General features: G+C 70.4%; 12 protein-coding genes. 8 read left to right on the top strand and 4 right to left on the bottom strand.

What is annotated here, in order from left to right; translation table 11 throughout:
• The first annotated feature begins 142 nt into the window (after positions 1-142).
• The 3 genes from ACZ6JY_RS12240 to ACZ6JY_RS12230 all read left to right on the top strand — a co-directional run bounded on the left by ACZ6JY_RS12240 (position 143) and on the right by ACZ6JY_RS12230 (position 2,778).
• On the top strand, positions 143-1,351 hold the full coding sequence (locus ACZ6JY_RS12240) for a sensor histidine kinase (protein ID WP_469194941.1): 1,209 nt from the start codon (positions 143-145) through the stop codon (positions 1,349-1,351).
• Complete coding sequence (locus tag ACZ6JY_RS12235; protein WP_469194939.1) at positions 1,348-2,025, top strand: response regulator; 678 nt, start codon at positions 1,348-1,350, stop codon at positions 2,023-2,025. Before ACZ6JY_RS12240 ends, ACZ6JY_RS12235 begins: the two co-directional genes overlap by 4 nt.
• Positions 2,026-2,334: 309 nt before the next feature.
• A complete protein-coding gene (locus ACZ6JY_RS12230; protein WP_469194937.1) occupies positions 2,335-2,778 on the top strand; it encodes a cupin domain-containing protein in 444 nt (147 codons plus the stop codon).
• Between the two features lie 67 nt (positions 2,779-2,845).
• Here ACZ6JY_RS12230 and ACZ6JY_RS12225 read toward each other — a convergent pair whose 3' ends face one another.
• Positions 2,846-4,627, bottom strand: coding sequence for a chitinase (locus tag ACZ6JY_RS12225; RefSeq protein WP_469194935.1), 1,782 nt, complete (start codon positions 4,625-4,627; stop codon positions 2,846-2,848).
• A 120-nt stretch (positions 4,628-4,747) separates the two neighbouring features.
• Positions 4,748-5,854 (bottom strand): DNA polymerase III subunit beta family protein, encoded by a 1,107-nt coding sequence (locus ACZ6JY_RS12220; RefSeq protein WP_469194933.1) that lies wholly within the window; start codon positions 5,852-5,854, stop codon positions 4,748-4,750.
• A 554-nt stretch (positions 5,855-6,408) separates the two neighbouring features.
• Between ACZ6JY_RS12220 and ACZ6JY_RS12215 the strand changes: the two genes are divergently transcribed.
• The 3 genes from ACZ6JY_RS12215 (at position 6,409) to ACZ6JY_RS12205 (ending at position 11,162) form a co-directional block, all read left to right on the top strand.
• Positions 6,409-9,069 carry a SpoIIE family protein phosphatase gene (locus tag ACZ6JY_RS12215; RefSeq protein ID WP_469194930.1) on the top strand — a complete coding sequence of 887 codons (2,661 nt, stop codon included), beginning with the start codon at positions 6,409-6,411 and terminating at the stop codon, positions 9,067-9,069.
• 46 nt (positions 9,070-9,115) lie between these two features.
• The gene (locus ACZ6JY_RS12210; protein ID WP_469194928.1) at positions 9,116-9,994 is read left to right on the top strand and encodes an alpha/beta fold hydrolase; all 879 of its coding nucleotides are present in this window, start codon (positions 9,116-9,118) and stop codon (positions 9,992-9,994) included.
• Between the two features lie 127 nt (positions 9,995-10,121).
• The gene (locus ACZ6JY_RS12205; protein ID WP_469194926.1) at positions 10,122-11,162 is read left to right on the top strand and encodes a sulfotransferase family protein; all 1,041 of its coding nucleotides are present in this window, start codon (positions 10,122-10,124) and stop codon (positions 11,160-11,162) included.
• A gap of 19 nt (positions 11,163-11,181) precedes the next feature.
• Here the strand turns inward: ACZ6JY_RS12205 and ACZ6JY_RS12200 are convergent, their stop codons facing one another.
• Together ACZ6JY_RS12200 and ACZ6JY_RS12195 are read right to left on the bottom strand one after the other, a co-directional pair.
• Positions 11,182-12,453, bottom strand: coding sequence for a MalY/PatB family protein (locus ACZ6JY_RS12200; RefSeq protein ID WP_469194923.1), 1,272 nt, complete (start codon positions 12,451-12,453; stop codon positions 11,182-11,184).
• A gap of 95 nt (positions 12,454-12,548) precedes the next feature.
• Positions 12,549-13,433, bottom strand: coding sequence for an NAD(P)-dependent oxidoreductase (locus ACZ6JY_RS12195; RefSeq protein WP_469194921.1), 885 nt, complete (start codon positions 13,431-13,433; stop codon positions 12,549-12,551).
• Positions 13,434-13,482: 49 nt separating this feature from the next.
• On the opposite strand from ACZ6JY_RS12195, the gene ACZ6JY_RS12190 reads away from it, so the two are divergent.
• Together ACZ6JY_RS12190 and ACZ6JY_RS12185 are read left to right on the top strand one after the other, a co-directional pair.
• Positions 13,483-13,890, top strand: a complete 408-nt coding sequence (locus ACZ6JY_RS12190; RefSeq protein WP_469194919.1) for a MerR family transcriptional regulator — start codon at positions 13,483-13,485, stop codon at positions 13,888-13,890.
• A gap of 66 nt (positions 13,891-13,956) precedes the next feature.
• A complete protein-coding gene (locus ACZ6JY_RS12185) occupies positions 13,957-14,928 on the top strand; it encodes an aldo/keto reductase (RefSeq protein ID WP_469194917.1) in 972 nt (323 codons plus the stop codon).
• Positions 14,929-14,936 lie beyond the last annotated feature (8 nt).

Raw genomic sequence — 14,936 nt, 5'->3', positions numbered from 1 at the left:
GGGAAAGGGAGGACAAAACCAAGGGGACCACCCCACCCTAAACCAAAAGGAGCTTCCCCCCCCCCCTCCGCTTCCCCCCCCCCACCCCCCCCCTCGCGCCTCTGTCACCCTGTAACAGCTGGTCTCACCTCGGAGTATGACAATGAGTGGACAATGGCGGAGCCGGGCGGCGGACCGCCCCCAGACGGTCGAGGCCGTGACGTTGGGCCTGGTGCTCGCCGTCACGCTGGGCGGCGTCTTCCTCACCCTCGCGGTCGCGAAGGAGCAGTCGCTCGCCCTGTGGCCCGGCCTCGCGCTGTCCGTGCTCGCCTGCGCCGCACTGCTGCGCCGCCGCAGCCACCCGCTCCTCGTGCTGTCGGTGACCACGGTGTGCATCGCGGCGGAGGGCCTCCTGGGCTACCTCCTGACGCCCTTGCTGATGGGGCCGATGCTGGCCGCGCAGTACACCGTGAGCCTCCGGCCGGACCGCAGGACCACCTGGTACAGCGCCATGACGGGCGCGGCCGTCATGGCGCTCACCGGTTTCACCGTCATGGACTCCCCGCACGAGTGGATCCTCGGCCTGGTCAACCCGGCGGCCTGGGTCCTGCTCGTCGCGTCCTTCGGCAGCTATGTGCGGGTCCGCCGTGAGTACGCCGTCGCCCACGCCGAGCACGTCGCCCTGGAGCGGGACGAAGAGGCACGCCGCCGGGTCATCCAGGAGCGCATGCGCATCGCCCGTGAACTGCACGACGTGGTCGCCCACCACCTCGCGCTGGCCAACGCTCAGGCCGGCACCGCGGCCCACCTGGCCCGCACCCACCCCGACCAGGCCGCCGACATCATCGAGAAGCTGCCGGAGACGACGGCGGCGGCCCTGCGTGAACTCAAGGCCACCGTGGGGCTGCTGCGCCAGGAGACCGACGCCGACGAGTTGGCCCCGGCGCCGAGCCTGGCGCAGTTGCCGGACCTCGTCGAGGCCTGCGCGGCGGCCGGTCTCGACGTCTCCGTCAGCACCCGGGGGCAGCCGCGGCGGCTCACACCGGGGCTTGACCTCACGGCGTACCGGATCGTCCAAGAAGCACTCACCAACGTCACCAAGCACGCCGCCACAGGAACCGCGAAGGTCCGGCTCGCCTACACCGCCCACTCCCTGACGCTCACCATCACCAACGAGACCGCCGGCCGGCCCCCGGCCGCGCCCGGCTCCGGCCGAGGCGGATCCGGCCGGGGCGGCTTCGGGCTGCTGGGCATGCGCGAGCGCGCGTTGTCCGCAGGCGGAACCTTCCACGCGGGACCGCGTACGGAAGGCGGCTTCGAAGTAGCCTGCTCGCTCCCCCTGCCCAGCTCCGACGAAGGCACCACCACATGACGATCCGCGTCCTGCTCGCCGACGACCAGACTCTGCTCAGAGCCACGTTCCGCGTCCTCATCGACTCCGACCCGGACATCCGCGTCGTGGCCGAGGCCGCCGACGGCCAGGAGGCGATCGACCTCGCCCTCGACCACCGGCCCGACATCGTCCTCATGGACATCCGTATGCCCGGCACCGACGGACTCGCGGCCACCGCCGAGATCTGTGCCCGACCCGAGTTGTCGAACACCCGCGTACTGATCCTCACCACCTTCGAGAACGACAAGAACGTGGCCAAGGCCCTGCGGGCGGGCGCCAGCGGCTTCCTCGGCAAGGACGTCGGACCCGAAGTCCTGTTGGCAGGCCTTCGCACGGTGGCAGCCGGGGACTCCCTGCTCTCCCCATCGGCCACCCGTTCCCTGATCACCCGCTTCCTGGCCACACCGGACGACGACTCATCGCTCGCGGCGCCGGAACGCCTCGCCCTGCTCACCGAACGGGAACGCGAGGTCATGGCCCTGGCCGCACTCGGGAAGTCCAACCACGAGATCGCCGACCAGCTCGTACTGAGCCCGCTGACCGTGCGCAGCCACATCTCCCGCGCCATGCACAAGCTCAACGCCCGCGACCGGACCCAACTGGTCGTGATCGCCTACCAGAGCGGGCTGGTCCACCCCGGCATCGGCGGTTGACACCCGAACGGGCCTACAGCGGCTCCCTACGGTGCGAGCTGCGGCTGCGGCCGGGCGTGGGTTGACCGACCGGGACCGTACGCGATGACATCGCCGGGGCCGCTGCACGCCCGCGCCCAGCCCCGAAGGCAGAACGCACCATCGTCGGCGACGTCACCGCCGCAGCTTCGGCGGGACTGCCGTAGGGGATGCCGCGCGTTCCGGCGGCAGGGTGGAATTGCCGTTCTAGCAAAGCGAGTTGTCATCTTGGGCACTGACGGCGCAGCCTGGATTCCTGCCCAGGCTGTCGGAGATGTGGAGGCTGCAACCATGACGATTCACGCAGGCGTCGGAAGCGCACAGGGCTCTGGTGACGACGCGCCGCTGAACAACCGTGTCCACCGCGTTCGCGCCGATGAGCTGGACGGTTACGCCGCCATCAGCGGCGGCACGGTCGGCTCCAAGAAGCTCTGGATGGGCATGGTGGTGAACCCACCTCTGAGCGCGACGGACAATCACCATCACGGTGATTCGGAGGCGGGTATCTACGTGGTCAGCGGTCACCCCGTGTTCGTCTACCACGACGGCACACAGGAGGTGCGGCTGGCCGCCGGCCCCGGTGACTTCTTCCTCGTGCCGCCGTTCGTGCCGCACAGAGAGGAGAACCCCGACCCGGACGAGCCCGCGGTCGTCGTGATCGCTCGGACCACTCAGGAACCGATCAAGGTCCCCGTGCCGGAGCTGTACCGGCTCGAAGAGACGGACGCCCGGTAGGAGGCGGACCCGCCGGGGGGGACGGGGCGGACCGACCACGGTCCGCCGCGTCCCACCCGGCCGTTCGTTACGGAAGGCTGTGCACCTTCGGGCCGACGGAGTTGGACCACGTACTGCCCGCCGTCGCGTCCCAGTTCGTGGACCACGTCATCGCGCCACGCAGCGCCGGGTACGTCTTCGACGGCTTGAAGGAGCCGCAACCGGTGCCTCGGGTCAGGCAGTCGAGGGCGTTGTTCACGATCGACGGGGCCACGTAACCGCTGCCCGCGCCACGCGTCGACGCCGGGACGCCGATCCCGACCTGCGAGGGATCGAGGCCGCCCTCCAACTGGATGCAGGCGAGCGCGGTCAGGAAGTCCACGCTGCCCTGGCTGTAGACCTTGCCGTCGCAGCCCAGCATCGAACCGCTGTTGTAGTACTGCATGTTGACGACCGTGAGGATGTCCTTCACGTTCAGAGCCGTCTGGAAGTACCCACCGGACGTCGACTGCATGTCGATGGTCTGCGGCGCCATCGTGAGCACCATCTTCGGGCCCGCCTTCGCGGAGAGCTGGCGCAGCGCCTTCGTCATGTAGGTGGGGTTGAGGCCGTTCTCCAGGTCGATGTCGACGCCGTTGAACCCGTACTCCTGCATCAGCGCGTACGCGCTGTTCGCGAACGCCGTCGCGGAGGCGTCACTGTTGACCGAGATGGTGCCCTTCTCCCCGCCGACCGAGAGGATCACGGACTTGCCCGCGGCCTTCTTCGCGGCGATGTCCGCCTTGAAGTCGGCGGTGGAGGCATAGCCGACGGCCGGGTCGAGGTTGAAGGTGATCTGGCCCGGTGTGCTGGTGGCGTCGGCGAAGGAGACGGCGATGATGTCGTACTGCGACGACACGTCCCGCAGCTTCTGCACGGTCGCGCCGTTGTCGAAGTTCTGCCAGTAGCCGGTCAGCGCGTGCTTGGGCACGGTGCCGCCGTCACCGCCGTCGCTCCCCTTGGGGGTCCGCACGGACACGGCCGTCGACTTCGCGGACTCACCGGCCGCGTTCGTGGCGCTCACCTGGAAGCTGTACGTGGTCTCCGGCGCGAGGCCGGTGACGGTCGTGGAGGCGCCGCTCGCCGAGGCGACCTTTGTGCCGTCGCGGTAGACGGTGTATCCGGTGGCCGTGGACACCGGGGTCCAGGACAGGTCCACCGACGTGGACGTCGCCGTGCCCGCCTTCAGGCCGGCCGGCACCGCCGGTATCTCCACCGGGTCGGTGCCGCCGCCCCCGTCGGGTCCGAGGACGCTCACGTCGTCCACGTAGTACGCGCTCTGCCCGTACCAGCCGTGCGTGTACACGGTGACCGACGTGGTGTTCGCGCCCGTGGTGAAGCTGGTGGAGAGCTGCTGCCAGGACGAGTTGCCCGGCGTCCAGGTCGACACGTCGGTGGTCCCGGTGCCGCGGGCGCCGAGGTAGGCGTAGCTGCCCTGCACCCAACTGCTCAGCTTGTACGTCGAGTTGGGCTTCACCGTGACGATCTGGGAGCACTCGGCGGTGCTCTGGCCCGACGGGGTGGCCTTGAGCGCCTTGGCGCCGCCGTGCACGGGAGACGTGACGGCGGCGCCGCTGCTCGCGGCGCAGGTCCAGTTGGACAGGTCCGACTCGAACCCGGCGTTCTTGGCGACGTTGACGTCCGCCGCCCGGGCGTCCGCCGCTTTGGCGTCCGCCGCTTTGGCGTCCGCCGCAGTGGTGTCCGCCGACTGCGCGGGCGCCGCGAGCCCGGTGACGGCGAGCGCGGCGGCCGCACCCACGGCGATCACCGCGCCGATTCTCCGGCGAACGCCGGGTCTGCCCTGACGTACACGGTGACGTACACGGTCCATGGGGGTGCCTCCAGGAGGTGCGCAGGACGGAAGTGAACGACGGTGGCCACCGCTGCTGTGCGCATAGTTGGTCCAGACCAATAGAGTTGTCAAGACCTCCGGAGGTACGAACCAGTACCGTCAGTCCTCCAGGCGGACCGGCATCAGGATCGAGAAGCTGTCCTCGTCGTCGGGCCGACGGATCGCGATCGGCGTCGTGGGGTCGCCGATCTCCAGGATCAGCCGGTCCCGGGCCCCGGCGGTCAGTGCATCCAGCAAGAACTCACGGTTGACGCCGACGCGGTACGGGTCTTCGGCACCGTCGGCGCACACGGTCACCGCACCGCCATCCTCCATCCTGAGCACACTGACGTCATGCGCCGCTCCGGCCTCTCCGGAACGGTCGGAACCGCCCGAACGGTCAGAACCGCCGGAACGGACAGGACCCGTTTCCAAGGCCTTCCGGAAGGCCGCCACCTCTATGACGGCGCGACGCCCCGCGGCCTGGGGAAGGAGACGACGGTAGTCGGGGAAGTCGTGGTCGAGGCACTTACCGGCTGCCTGCCTGTCCCCGGCCTCCAGCGCCACGCGGTCACCGTCGACGGACAGCCGCACGGGGCGCTCCCCGTCCAGTAGCGCCCGCATCGCGCCGACGACCGGCGTGGGCACGATGACCTGCACTCGGCTGTCGTCGTCTCCGGCGATACCTGTCCGCGCGACAGCCATTCGGTACCGGTCGGTGGTCACGACGTGCAGGCTCTCGCCCTCGATGTCGAACAGGACCCCGCCGAGCATCGGCAGCTCCGGGTCGGTGCTCGCCGCGAAACGGACCGTGTCCAGCGCGGCCGCCAGCTCTGACGGCGCGACGGACAGCCTGAGCGCGGTGATACGAGGCGAAGTCATGATGTTCTCCCTGCGGTCGAGTAGTGCTCGGAGCGCGGAGAATTCGCTGCGGGCGTCGGAGAGCCCCTGGTCGAGACGGAGCAGGTGCGCCTTGAGCAGCTTCCGGACCAGATCGGTGTCCGCACCGGACCAGCCGGCCAGCACGAGCCGGATGTCCGCCAGCGGCATCCCCGCCCGGCGCAGGCGAGCCAGCAGCTGAGCCTCCTCTAGCTGCTCGGGCTCGTACCAGCGGTATCCGCTCACCGGGTCCACCCATGCCGGGACCAGCACACCCGCACGGTCGTAGAACCGCAGGGCGCTCACGCCCAGGCCGCTGTCGCGGGCCATCTCCCCAATGCTGCGCATGTCGTTCTCCACGCCCAGCACTCTGGGCCCTGCACAAGGTCGAGGGTCAACCCGTGGCTTCGGCTCACGGCGTGGCAGGTGACCCGGCAGTCGGCTCGCCATCCGTACTCTCGGGGAACGAGAGGTCGAGCGCGCACTCCTCCGGGATCTCAGCGGCGGAGGTCGCACACTCCGCGGGATCCCCGCTTTCATCAGAGGCAGAGGCAGGCTCCGGGGAAGCAGACTCCGCGGAGGCAGGCTTCGTGGAGGCCGACTCCGTGGAGGCAGCGGGACCGGCCGGCCGGGTGGTGTCCGCGGCATCCGACGAGGACGAACAGGCCGCCGCGCCCGTCGTGGCGCACAGGACGAGTACGGCGGAAGCCGCGATGGCACGAAGACGCATGAAGATCCCCCTGTGCGGACGCTCCGCCATCCGGAGCTTCAGTCGGCCCACTGTGCCATATGCCGCCGACAGCCACGGCCGCCACCCGGTTAGCCCCCGGCCGCACCGCTTTCACCTGCGGTGACGCAGCGAGCCGGGCGCGAGGTGGGCGGCACGAGGTCACACTGGTGATATGCGCGACGTCGACCGACCGGAGACTGTGTCACAGAGGTTCCCCGAGGCACCGACCAGCGCGGCGGCGGCTCGGCAGCTCGTACGGGCCGCGCTCGAAGACGTCCCCGCCGAGCCGGCCGACACCGCTCGGCTCCTGGTCGGCGAACTGGTGACCAACGCGGTGCTGCATGCGCGCACCGAGGCCGAGGTATCGGTCCGGCTCCACGACGGCAGGATCCGCGTGCAGGTCAGTGATGACCGGCCGGACCGCAGACCCGTACCGCGGCACTGCCCTCCGTACACCGGCGCGGGCCATGGGCTGGTCCTGGTCGAGCACCTGGCCTCACGACACGGGGTGGAGGTCGACGCCCAGCGCAAGACCGTGTGGTTCGAGCTGTGGATGGACGGTCCCGCACCACCGTCACCCGGGTGGGGGACGGCCGCGCCGCGCGCCGCTTCCAGCAACACGGTGACGCTCATCGACGTGCCCAGTGCCCTGTTCTCGGCGAGCCAGCAGCACCGGCACTCGATGCTGCGGGAGCTTACGCTCGCCGTGGCCGGCGGTGGCGAGCCAGGAGTGCGCCCCGAGGACCTGGCCACCGCCAGAGACATCGACCACGTACTGAATGCCTGTACGGCGGCCGTGTCGGCAGGGTCGCTCCCCGACGCGCCTCTGCGCTCCCTGCGGCTGCCGATGCCGGCCGACGCCGCGCCGGCGGTGCGCATGCTGCGGCACGTGCTCGACGTGGCCGAAGAGGCGGCGCGGGAGGAACGCCTGCTCACCCTCCCCGTCCTGCCGCGCGGCGCCGCCTTCCAGGAGTGGATGTTCGACCAGATCCTGGGCCAGCTCGCCGGGGACCGCCCCACGGCCTGGACCGTGGTGCCCCACGAGCCGGAGGTCAGCGTCTCGGAGCCGCTGCCCTGGGACGCCAGTCATATCCGCACCAGCAGGTCCCCCACCATCGCCGCCGACGAGAACAACCGCATCATCGCGGCGAACGGGCCCGCCGCGGACCTGCTCGGCTGGCAGCCGGACGACCTCGTGGGGCGGCGGCTCACCACGCTCATCCCCGAGCACCTGCGCCGCCGCCACAGCGCGGCGTTCACCTCACTGCTGCTCACCGGGCGAGCCCGCATCGTGGGCCGCTCCGTACCGCTTCCCGCGCTGCACCGCGACGGCCGGGTCGTGCCCGTGCGGCTGTACATCGAGACCCAGGAGATGGACGACGGCCGCACCGTCTTCGTCGCCCGCCTCGCGCCCCGGGCGGCGGCCTCCCCCGACACGCCGGGCCCTCATGACCAAGTGCCGCCGCTCCCCGGCGATGCCGGGGCGCCCACGCCCCCTGCCCCGGAGCTTCCCCGCGGTACGAGCGGCGGCCGGGCGGACATGCACGCGCTGGAGCGCCTCACCCTGCTGGCCGACACGGGCACCTCGCTGAGCAACAACCTGGACCTCAAGGAGGGACTGCGCTCGGTCGGCCGGCTCCTGACGCAGCGGCTGGCCGACTGGTGTGTGGTGGATCTGTTCACCGAGGACGCTCAGGTGGACCGGGTCTGCGTCGTCCTCAGCGACGTACTGGGGCCGCCCGCCACCTCGTACGAGGGCAGACTCCCGCCGATCTCCGAGGCGTCCCGGGGGCCCCTGGCCCGGGCCCTGCGCGGCGCGGGACCGCTGCTGCTCACCGACGCCCCGCCGGCGAACCAGGACGGCAGCGCGCTGGACGCCGACTACCTGGAACTGTTCCGGAGGCTCGGTGCGGGCAGCTCCGTCGTCGCGCCCCTGAGCGCCCGCGGCGAGATCTTCGGCGCCCTGACCGTGACCCGTACGGCCGGACGGAGTGCGTTCACGGAGGAGGACGTGTCCCTGATCGGCGACCTGGTGCGCAGTCTGGCCCTGGGCGTGGACAACGCCCGCCTCTACCAGGAGACCCGCAGCATCGCCGAACGCCTCCAACGCTCCCTGCTGCCCCCGCTGCCGCAGGTCGACAACCTGCAGCTGGCCGCCCGCTACGCCGCCTCCTCCACCACCGCGCAGGTCGGCGGTGACTGGTACGACAGCTTCGGCCTGCCCAGCGGTGACACCGCCGTGGTCATCGGCGACGTCACCGGGCACAACCTCGACGCGGCCATCGCCATGAGCCAGTTGCGCAGCATGCTCCGCGGCATCGCCGTGGACCGCCAGGAGCCGCCCGAGGTGGTGCTGCGCCGCCTGGACCTGGCCAACCACAGCCTGTACCGGGAAGCCACCGCCACCTGCCTCTACGGCGTCGTCAAGGAAACCGCACAAGGCCCGTGGGAGCTGACGCACTCCTCCGCCGGCCATCTGCCGCCCCTGTTGACCACCTGGGAGGGCGACGCCCGCTACATCGCGGGCGGTTCGGGTCTGCTCCTCGGCGTGGAACCCATGATGCCCCGCCGTACGGCCACCACCGTGCTGCCGGCCCATTCGACCGTCCTGCTGTACACCGACGGCCTGATCGAACGGCGGGACGAGTCCATCGACCGCGGTCTCGACCGGCTGTGCCGGCACGCGGCGAGCCTGGCACGTGAACCTCTCGAAACGTTCTGCGACGAGCTGCTGATCGGTCTGGGGGCCGACAGCGCCGACGACATCGCCGTCCTCGCCATCCGCCCCACGTCACCGCCCGGAACGACACCGCCCGGAACGTCACCGGACTGATCGCGCAGAGCGATGAGTTCGGGCGCCGGATCGGGTCTGCCCTGGTATGACGCGCATCATCACTGACACCACTGTCCACGCCAATGGGACCGACCTGGGCATCGAGTCGTTCGGCGCCGAGGACGCGCCACTCGTTCTGCTCGCGGGCGGGACCACGATGCTCTCCTGGCCCGTCGCACTCTGCGAACGCCTCGCCGCGGGCGGGCGCCGAGTGGTGCGCTACGACCTGCGCGACAGCGGGCGGTCGACGACGAAGGACCCCGAGGCGCCCGCCTACACCCTGCGCGACCTCGCCGCCGACGCGGCGGCCCTCGCGGACGCGCTCGGCAAGGGGCCCGCACACCTCGCGGGCATCGGCGTCGGCGGGATGGTCGCCCAGGTGGCCGTGCTCGACCATCCGGACGCGTTCTCGGCGCTCACCCTGGTCGGCACCCGCGCGGTCGCTCCTGGCCCGCCCGACGACGACCTCCCCGACCATGACCGGGCGACCATGAGCCGGCTGTTCGCACGCCCGATGCCCGACTGGACCGACCGCGAGGCGGTCGCGGAGTTCGCCGCCGCCGGCGCGGACATCCTCGGCGCCGACCCCGTCGCCGCGTACGCGGTCGCCGCGCGCGTCTGGGACCGCACGCCAGGCACCGCGCCCCCGGTCCAGATGGCCAACCAGATGGGCATGGTGTTCTCCCGGCTCGACTGCGAACCCCGCTGGCGCGAACGCCTGCCCGAGATCGAGGTCCCCACGCTCGTCGTCCACGGCCGCCGCGACCGGTTCTTCCCCGTCGGCAACGGTGAGGCGATCGCGCGCGAGATCCCTCGAGCACGGCTGCTCGTCCTGGAGGAGGCCGCCGCAGCGATCCCCGACGCGGCGGTCGACGAAGTCAGCGAGGCGATGCTCGGGCTGGGTATCGGGCCCGGGCCCGGATAGAGCACGGCAGGGCCCGCCGCATTCGCAAGAGGGCTGACGAACCGATGCCACCTGGTGCGCCCGGGATGAATGTGCTGAGCTGCTCGCAGCCCAGGAACCCTCATCCCGTGCTCCCCGGAGAGTGACCGTGACCGTGCGCAGCCTGACCTTCGTCATCGGGACGGGCCGCAGCGGCTCGACCGCGCTGTCCCGTATCCTCAACACCCATCCCGATGTGCTCAGTCTCAACGAGTACATGGCTTCGGTGGGTGACGCGACTTTCCCCGAAGGGCAGTTGTCGGGTGCGGACTTCTGGGAGGCCCTCTTCCGGCCCACCCCGTACTTCGCGAGCATGATCCGCAGTGGGTTGCTGATGCCGGAGTTCCTCTACACGCGCCGTCCCGGGCGGTACACGGCTGATCCCGCCGGTATCCCCGCCCTCTCCCTCATGGTCCTGCCCCACCTCACCGACGACCCGGACAGCCTGCTCGACGAGCTGCGCGCCGCCGTCGTCTCCTGGCCCGAGCGGACCGCCGCCGGGCACCACGAGGCGCTGTTCGCGTGGCTCGGGGAACGGTTCGGACGCACCGCCGTCGTCGAACGCTCCGGATATTCGACGGGCTGGGCCTGGGGGCTGCGAGCCGCCTTTCCGTACGCGAAGTTCGTGCACCTCTTCCGGGACGGGCCGGACTGCGCCTTGTCCATGAGCCGCCACCCCGGCTACCGCGTGATCACGCTGATGCGTGAGATCAGGGAACGGACGGGCGTCGACAGCTTCGGCGACCTCACCGACGACATGGTGCGGTCGCTGCCGCCGGAGCTGGCCCCGTTGCTCGCCGAGAGTTTCGACCCCGCCCTCGTACGGGACCGGGACCTCCCCCTGCGACGCTTCGGCGACCTGTGGTCCGAACTCGTCACCGAGGGCACGCGGTTCCTCGCCGGTCTCCCCGCCGGTCAACGCATGACACTCGCGTACGAGGATCTCCTCGACGCCCCCGATGAGGAACTCACCCGGCTGGCCGCGTTCGTCGGGATCGATCCTTCCGCGCGGTGGCTGGACAGCGCACGCGCCACGCTGGACGACAGCCGCCGCGGTTCGGCGCAGAAGCAGTTGACGGCCGCCGAACTCGATGACCTCAAGGAGAGCTGCGCCCCCGGCACCCGGGTCCTGGGCGGGAACCCGACCTGACGAAGGGGGGACGGCCCGGCTAGCGCGCCCGCGACGCCGCGGCCCGCCCCATCCGCGTGATCGCCTCGGTGAGGATGGCCTGGGATGTGGCCAGGTTCAGGCGGACGTGCCCGGCTCCGCCCGTTCCGAAGATGTGGCCCGAGGACAGGGCCACCTTGGCATGTTCGAGGAACAGCTTCGCGGGGCCGGCCAGGTCGGTGACCACCGCCAGGCCCTCTCGTACGGCGTCCTGTTCCGGGGCGAGGCCGAGGGGCCGGCAGTCGAGCCAGGCCAGGTAGGTTCCCTCCGGCCGGGTGTAGCCGACCGTGGGCAGGTGCTCCGCGACGAGCCGGCCCAGCAGAGCCCGGTTGGCGTCGAGCCCCGCCAGCAACGCGTCGAGCCACTCGTCCCCGTGACGGAAGGCCGCCGTGTGTGCGATGACGCCGAGGTGGCCGGCACCATGGTGGACCTCCTCGGGCATCCGGCGCAGATCGCCGGCTGCCGCGGGCCCCGCGACGGCGAGCGCCGCCTTGATGCCCGCGAGGTTCCAGGCCTTGGTCGCCGACATGAGCGAGAAGGCGTCTTCGGCCCCGGGCACACTCAGGTAGGGCGTGAACCGAGCGCCGGGCAGCACGAGCGGGGCATGGATCTCGTCGGCGACGACCCGGACTCCGTACCGGTGGGCCAACTCCGCGACGGCCGACAGCTTTTCGCAGGTGTGCACCGTGCCGGTCGGGTTGTGCGGATTGCTGATGAGGTACGCGATCTTGCCGCTGCCGCTCCGCTCCCGGGTGAGCCGGAACGTCTCCTCAAGTGTGCCCAGGTCGAGCCGGAGGTCCTGCCCGAGCGGCGCTTCGACGATCCGGCGGTCGTCGTGCGTGACGAAGGCGTAGAACGGTGCGTAGACCGGCGGGTTGACGATGACCGGGTCGCCGGGGTCGGTGATGAGGCGCAGCACCTGGACCGCGCCCATCATCACGTCCGGGATCAGGGAGATGCGGTCGACTTCGAGACCGTCCCAGTTCCAGCGCCGGGAGGCGAAGCCGACGAGCGACTCGGCGAACGCGGTCCCTGCCGGATAGCCGGTGTCGCCGCTCGCGATGGCTTCGCACAGCGCGTCGGCGATCGCCGGCGCGAGCCGTACGTCCATCTCCGCCACCCACAGGGGCAGGACGTCCGCCGGGTGTGTGCGCCATTTCAAGCTCTCGCGCCGACGCAGTTGGCCGAGCGAGAGCTCCTCCAGAGGGTTCGCATGCTTCCGTGGCCCGGCATGGGCGCCACCTGCTGAGGCGTATCCGTCGACAGAGGTCATCCTCCGTATTGGACCGCCATGTCGCACCCGACGCAAGCGTGGTGCTGGATCCCGGGGTCGGTGTCGGTGTCGAGTATGGGTCGGGGTCGGGTCGGTCAGTCGTTGCGGAGTCTGCCGAACTCCTCGATCAGTACGGGATACTGCTCTTTGCCGTGTCCGGCGGCGATCGCCCGGTCGGCCATGGTCTTGAGCAACCTCGGCAATTCGGCGTTGACCCCTACTGCCTCGCTCTCCTCGATCAGGTGCTCCATCGCCCGTGCGTCGGTCTCCAGGGCTGACACCTCGGCGGGGAAGGAACCCCTGTCGATCTGCTCGGCGTATCCGGGCAGCCATTCGGCCACACCGGCGGCGATCTGCCGCGCGAACGGTGCATACGTCGCGGCGTCGACGCCGACCGTCCTGAGCATGGCCGTGCCCTGGAGCCAGGCGTTCAGAATGCTCCACATCATGGCCAGGCCGGCCACGTCGTACAGCGACGCGAGCCCGTGGTCCGCCCCCAGGTAGGAGACGGTGCCGAGTGCGCCGAGTGCCGGTTCGTGGACCTCGAAGTCCGTCTGCGGCCCGCTGAGCAGAATCACCGCGTCGGCGGTGCCGATGGCCGGCGGGACAGCCATGATGGCGCCGTCCAGGTAGCGGGCACCGCGCTGCTCGGCCCATCGGGCGGCGTCCCTGGCCTGCGCCGAGCTTCCCGAGGTCAGGTTGATCAACATCGTGCCGTCCAGCTCGGCACCTTCCGCGCCGAGCAGCTCGTACAGGGCCGGGTAGTCGGTGACGCAGATGATCGTCAGTGAACCCGCCGTGAGCGCGTCGCCGATGGTCGGTGCCAGCCGCGCGCCGTCGGCCACCAGTTGGTCGGCTTTGGAGGAAGTGCGGTTCCACACGGTGGTGGGATGCCCGGCTTTCAGGAACGCGCCGGCGAGCGCCTGTCCCATCAGGCCGAGTCCGATGATGGTCACGGGTGTTTCGGTGCTGTTCTTCATGACAGCATCGTCAACGTTCATACCGGTGTGAAGGTCAAGTGAGGTAGCGATGCGGATCGGGGAACTGAGTCGTCGGACGGGAGTCCACACTCATCAGTTGCGTTACTACGGAGCCCAGGGACTACTGGAAGCGGACCGAGGCGCGAACGGTTATCGCGAGTACGACGAGAATGCCGTACTGCGCGTGAAGCAGATCCGGCATCTGCTTGGCGCGGGCCTGTCCTCCGAGGACATCGCGTACGTGCTGCCATGTGCGCTCGGCGAGGCGCCGGAGCTGCCCGGATGTCCCGAGTTGCTGGCCGCGATGCGGTCACGGCTACAGCGGCTGAACGATCAGATGGCCACCCTCACCCAGTCTCGCGATGCTCTGGTCACCTACATCGACGCGGCCGAGCGGACGGGCAGCGAGAGCTACCCGCCCTTTGACGGAGTCGAGTTGGATCCCGCCCCCGCCTGAGGAGACACGATCACGTCCTTGGTCTCGCTTGACCTGGAGCGCGCTCCAGATCCGAGGATGGGCGGCATGGACACCACAGATCTCGCGGCTCCCGACGTTTCCACCGCTCCCGCCGCTCCCCAAATCGTTCTCGGAACCATGGACTTCGGCACTCGCGTCGCCCCCGACCAGGCCTTCGCTGTCCTCGACTCCTTCGTCGCCGACGGCGGTGTCTGGCTCGACACCGCGAACTGCTACAGCTTTTGGACTGATCCCAGCGGTGTCGGCGGGGCCAGCGAGCGCGTCATCGGCGCGTGGCTCCGTGCCCGCCCCGGCGCGCGCGACACGGTACGGATCGCGACGAAGATCCGTCACAACCCGCTCGTCCCGCACGTGCCCGAAAGCGCCGAGGGTCTCTCGGCGCGTGCCGTTCACGCCGGTGTGGTGGACAGTCTGGAGCGTCTCGGGGTCGAGCACGTCGATTTGCTCTGGGCCCACGCGGAGGACCGCACCGTGCCGCTGGAGGAAACGGTCGGCGCCTTCGGCGAGTTGGCCGCCAAGGGAGTGACCCTGCGCGTCGGCGCGGCCAACCATGCCGCCTGGCGTGTCGAGCGCGCCCGCTCGCTCGCGCGCGAACAGGGCATGGCACCGTTCACGTCCCTGCAACTGCGCCACTCACTCCTCCAGCCGCGCCCCCTCACCCCCCTCCCGGAGAGCGGCCACCGCATGCTCACCGCCGAGGATCTGGACCTCGCGCGGTCGGAGGGGCTCGCCGTATGGTCGTACAGCTCGCTGCTGTGGGGTTCCTACGTACGGGCGGACAAGCCCCTTCCGCCAGCCTATGATCACCCCGGGACCACTCGGGTGCTCACGGTCCTGCGCGGCGTCGCCGACGAGCTCGCGGCCACACCGAACCAGGTCGTCCTCGCCTGGCTGATGCGGCAGGGGATCGACCCCATCGTCGGCGTGAGCCGGGTGGAGCAGATCGAGGAAGCACTCGCCGCACGCCGTGTACGGCTCAGCGATGAGCATCTGACGCGCTTCGCCGAAGCGCGCTAGCGGTGGTG

This window comes from Streptomyces sp. NPDC046335, assembly GCF_055587985.1.
Note: the sequence above shows the minus strand (reverse complement) of the source record. Positions and strands in the feature narration are given on the sequence as shown.

Bases quoted from the DNA above. Each gene is read 5' to 3' on its own strand.
- ACZ6JY_RS12240 (WP_469194941.1), top strand. From the start codon at position 143: ATGAGTGGACAATGGCGGAGCCGGGCGGCGGACCGCCCCCAGACGGTC.
- ACZ6JY_RS12235 (WP_469194939.1), top strand. From the start codon at position 1,348: ATGACGATCCGCGTCCTGCTCGCCGACGACCAGACTCTGCTCAGAGCC.
- ACZ6JY_RS12230 (WP_469194937.1), top strand. From the start codon at position 2,335: ATGACGATTCACGCAGGCGTCGGAAGCGCACAGGGCTCTGGTGACGAC.
- ACZ6JY_RS12225 (WP_469194935.1), bottom strand. From the start codon at position 4,627: ATGGACCGTGTACGTCACCGTGTACGTCAGGGCAGACCCGGCGTTCGC.
- ACZ6JY_RS12220 (WP_469194933.1), bottom strand. From the start codon at position 5,854: ATGCGCAGCATTGGGGAGATGGCCCGCGACAGCGGCCTGGGCGTGAGC.
- ACZ6JY_RS12215 (WP_469194930.1), top strand. From the start codon at position 6,409: ATGCGCGACGTCGACCGACCGGAGACTGTGTCACAGAGGTTCCCCGAG.
- ACZ6JY_RS12210 (WP_469194928.1), top strand. From the start codon at position 9,116: ATGACGCGCATCATCACTGACACCACTGTCCACGCCAATGGGACCGAC.
- ACZ6JY_RS12200 (WP_469194923.1), bottom strand. From the start codon at position 12,453: ATGACCTCTGTCGACGGATACGCCTCAGCAGGTGGCGCCCATGCCGGG.
- ACZ6JY_RS12195 (WP_469194921.1), bottom strand. From the start codon at position 13,433: ATGAAGAACAGCACCGAAACACCCGTGACCATCATCGGACTCGGCCTG.
- ACZ6JY_RS12190 (WP_469194919.1), top strand. From the start codon at position 13,483: ATGCGGATCGGGGAACTGAGTCGTCGGACGGGAGTCCACACTCATCAG.
- ACZ6JY_RS12185 (WP_469194917.1), top strand. From the start codon at position 13,957: ATGGACACCACAGATCTCGCGGCTCCCGACGTTTCCACCGCTCCCGCC.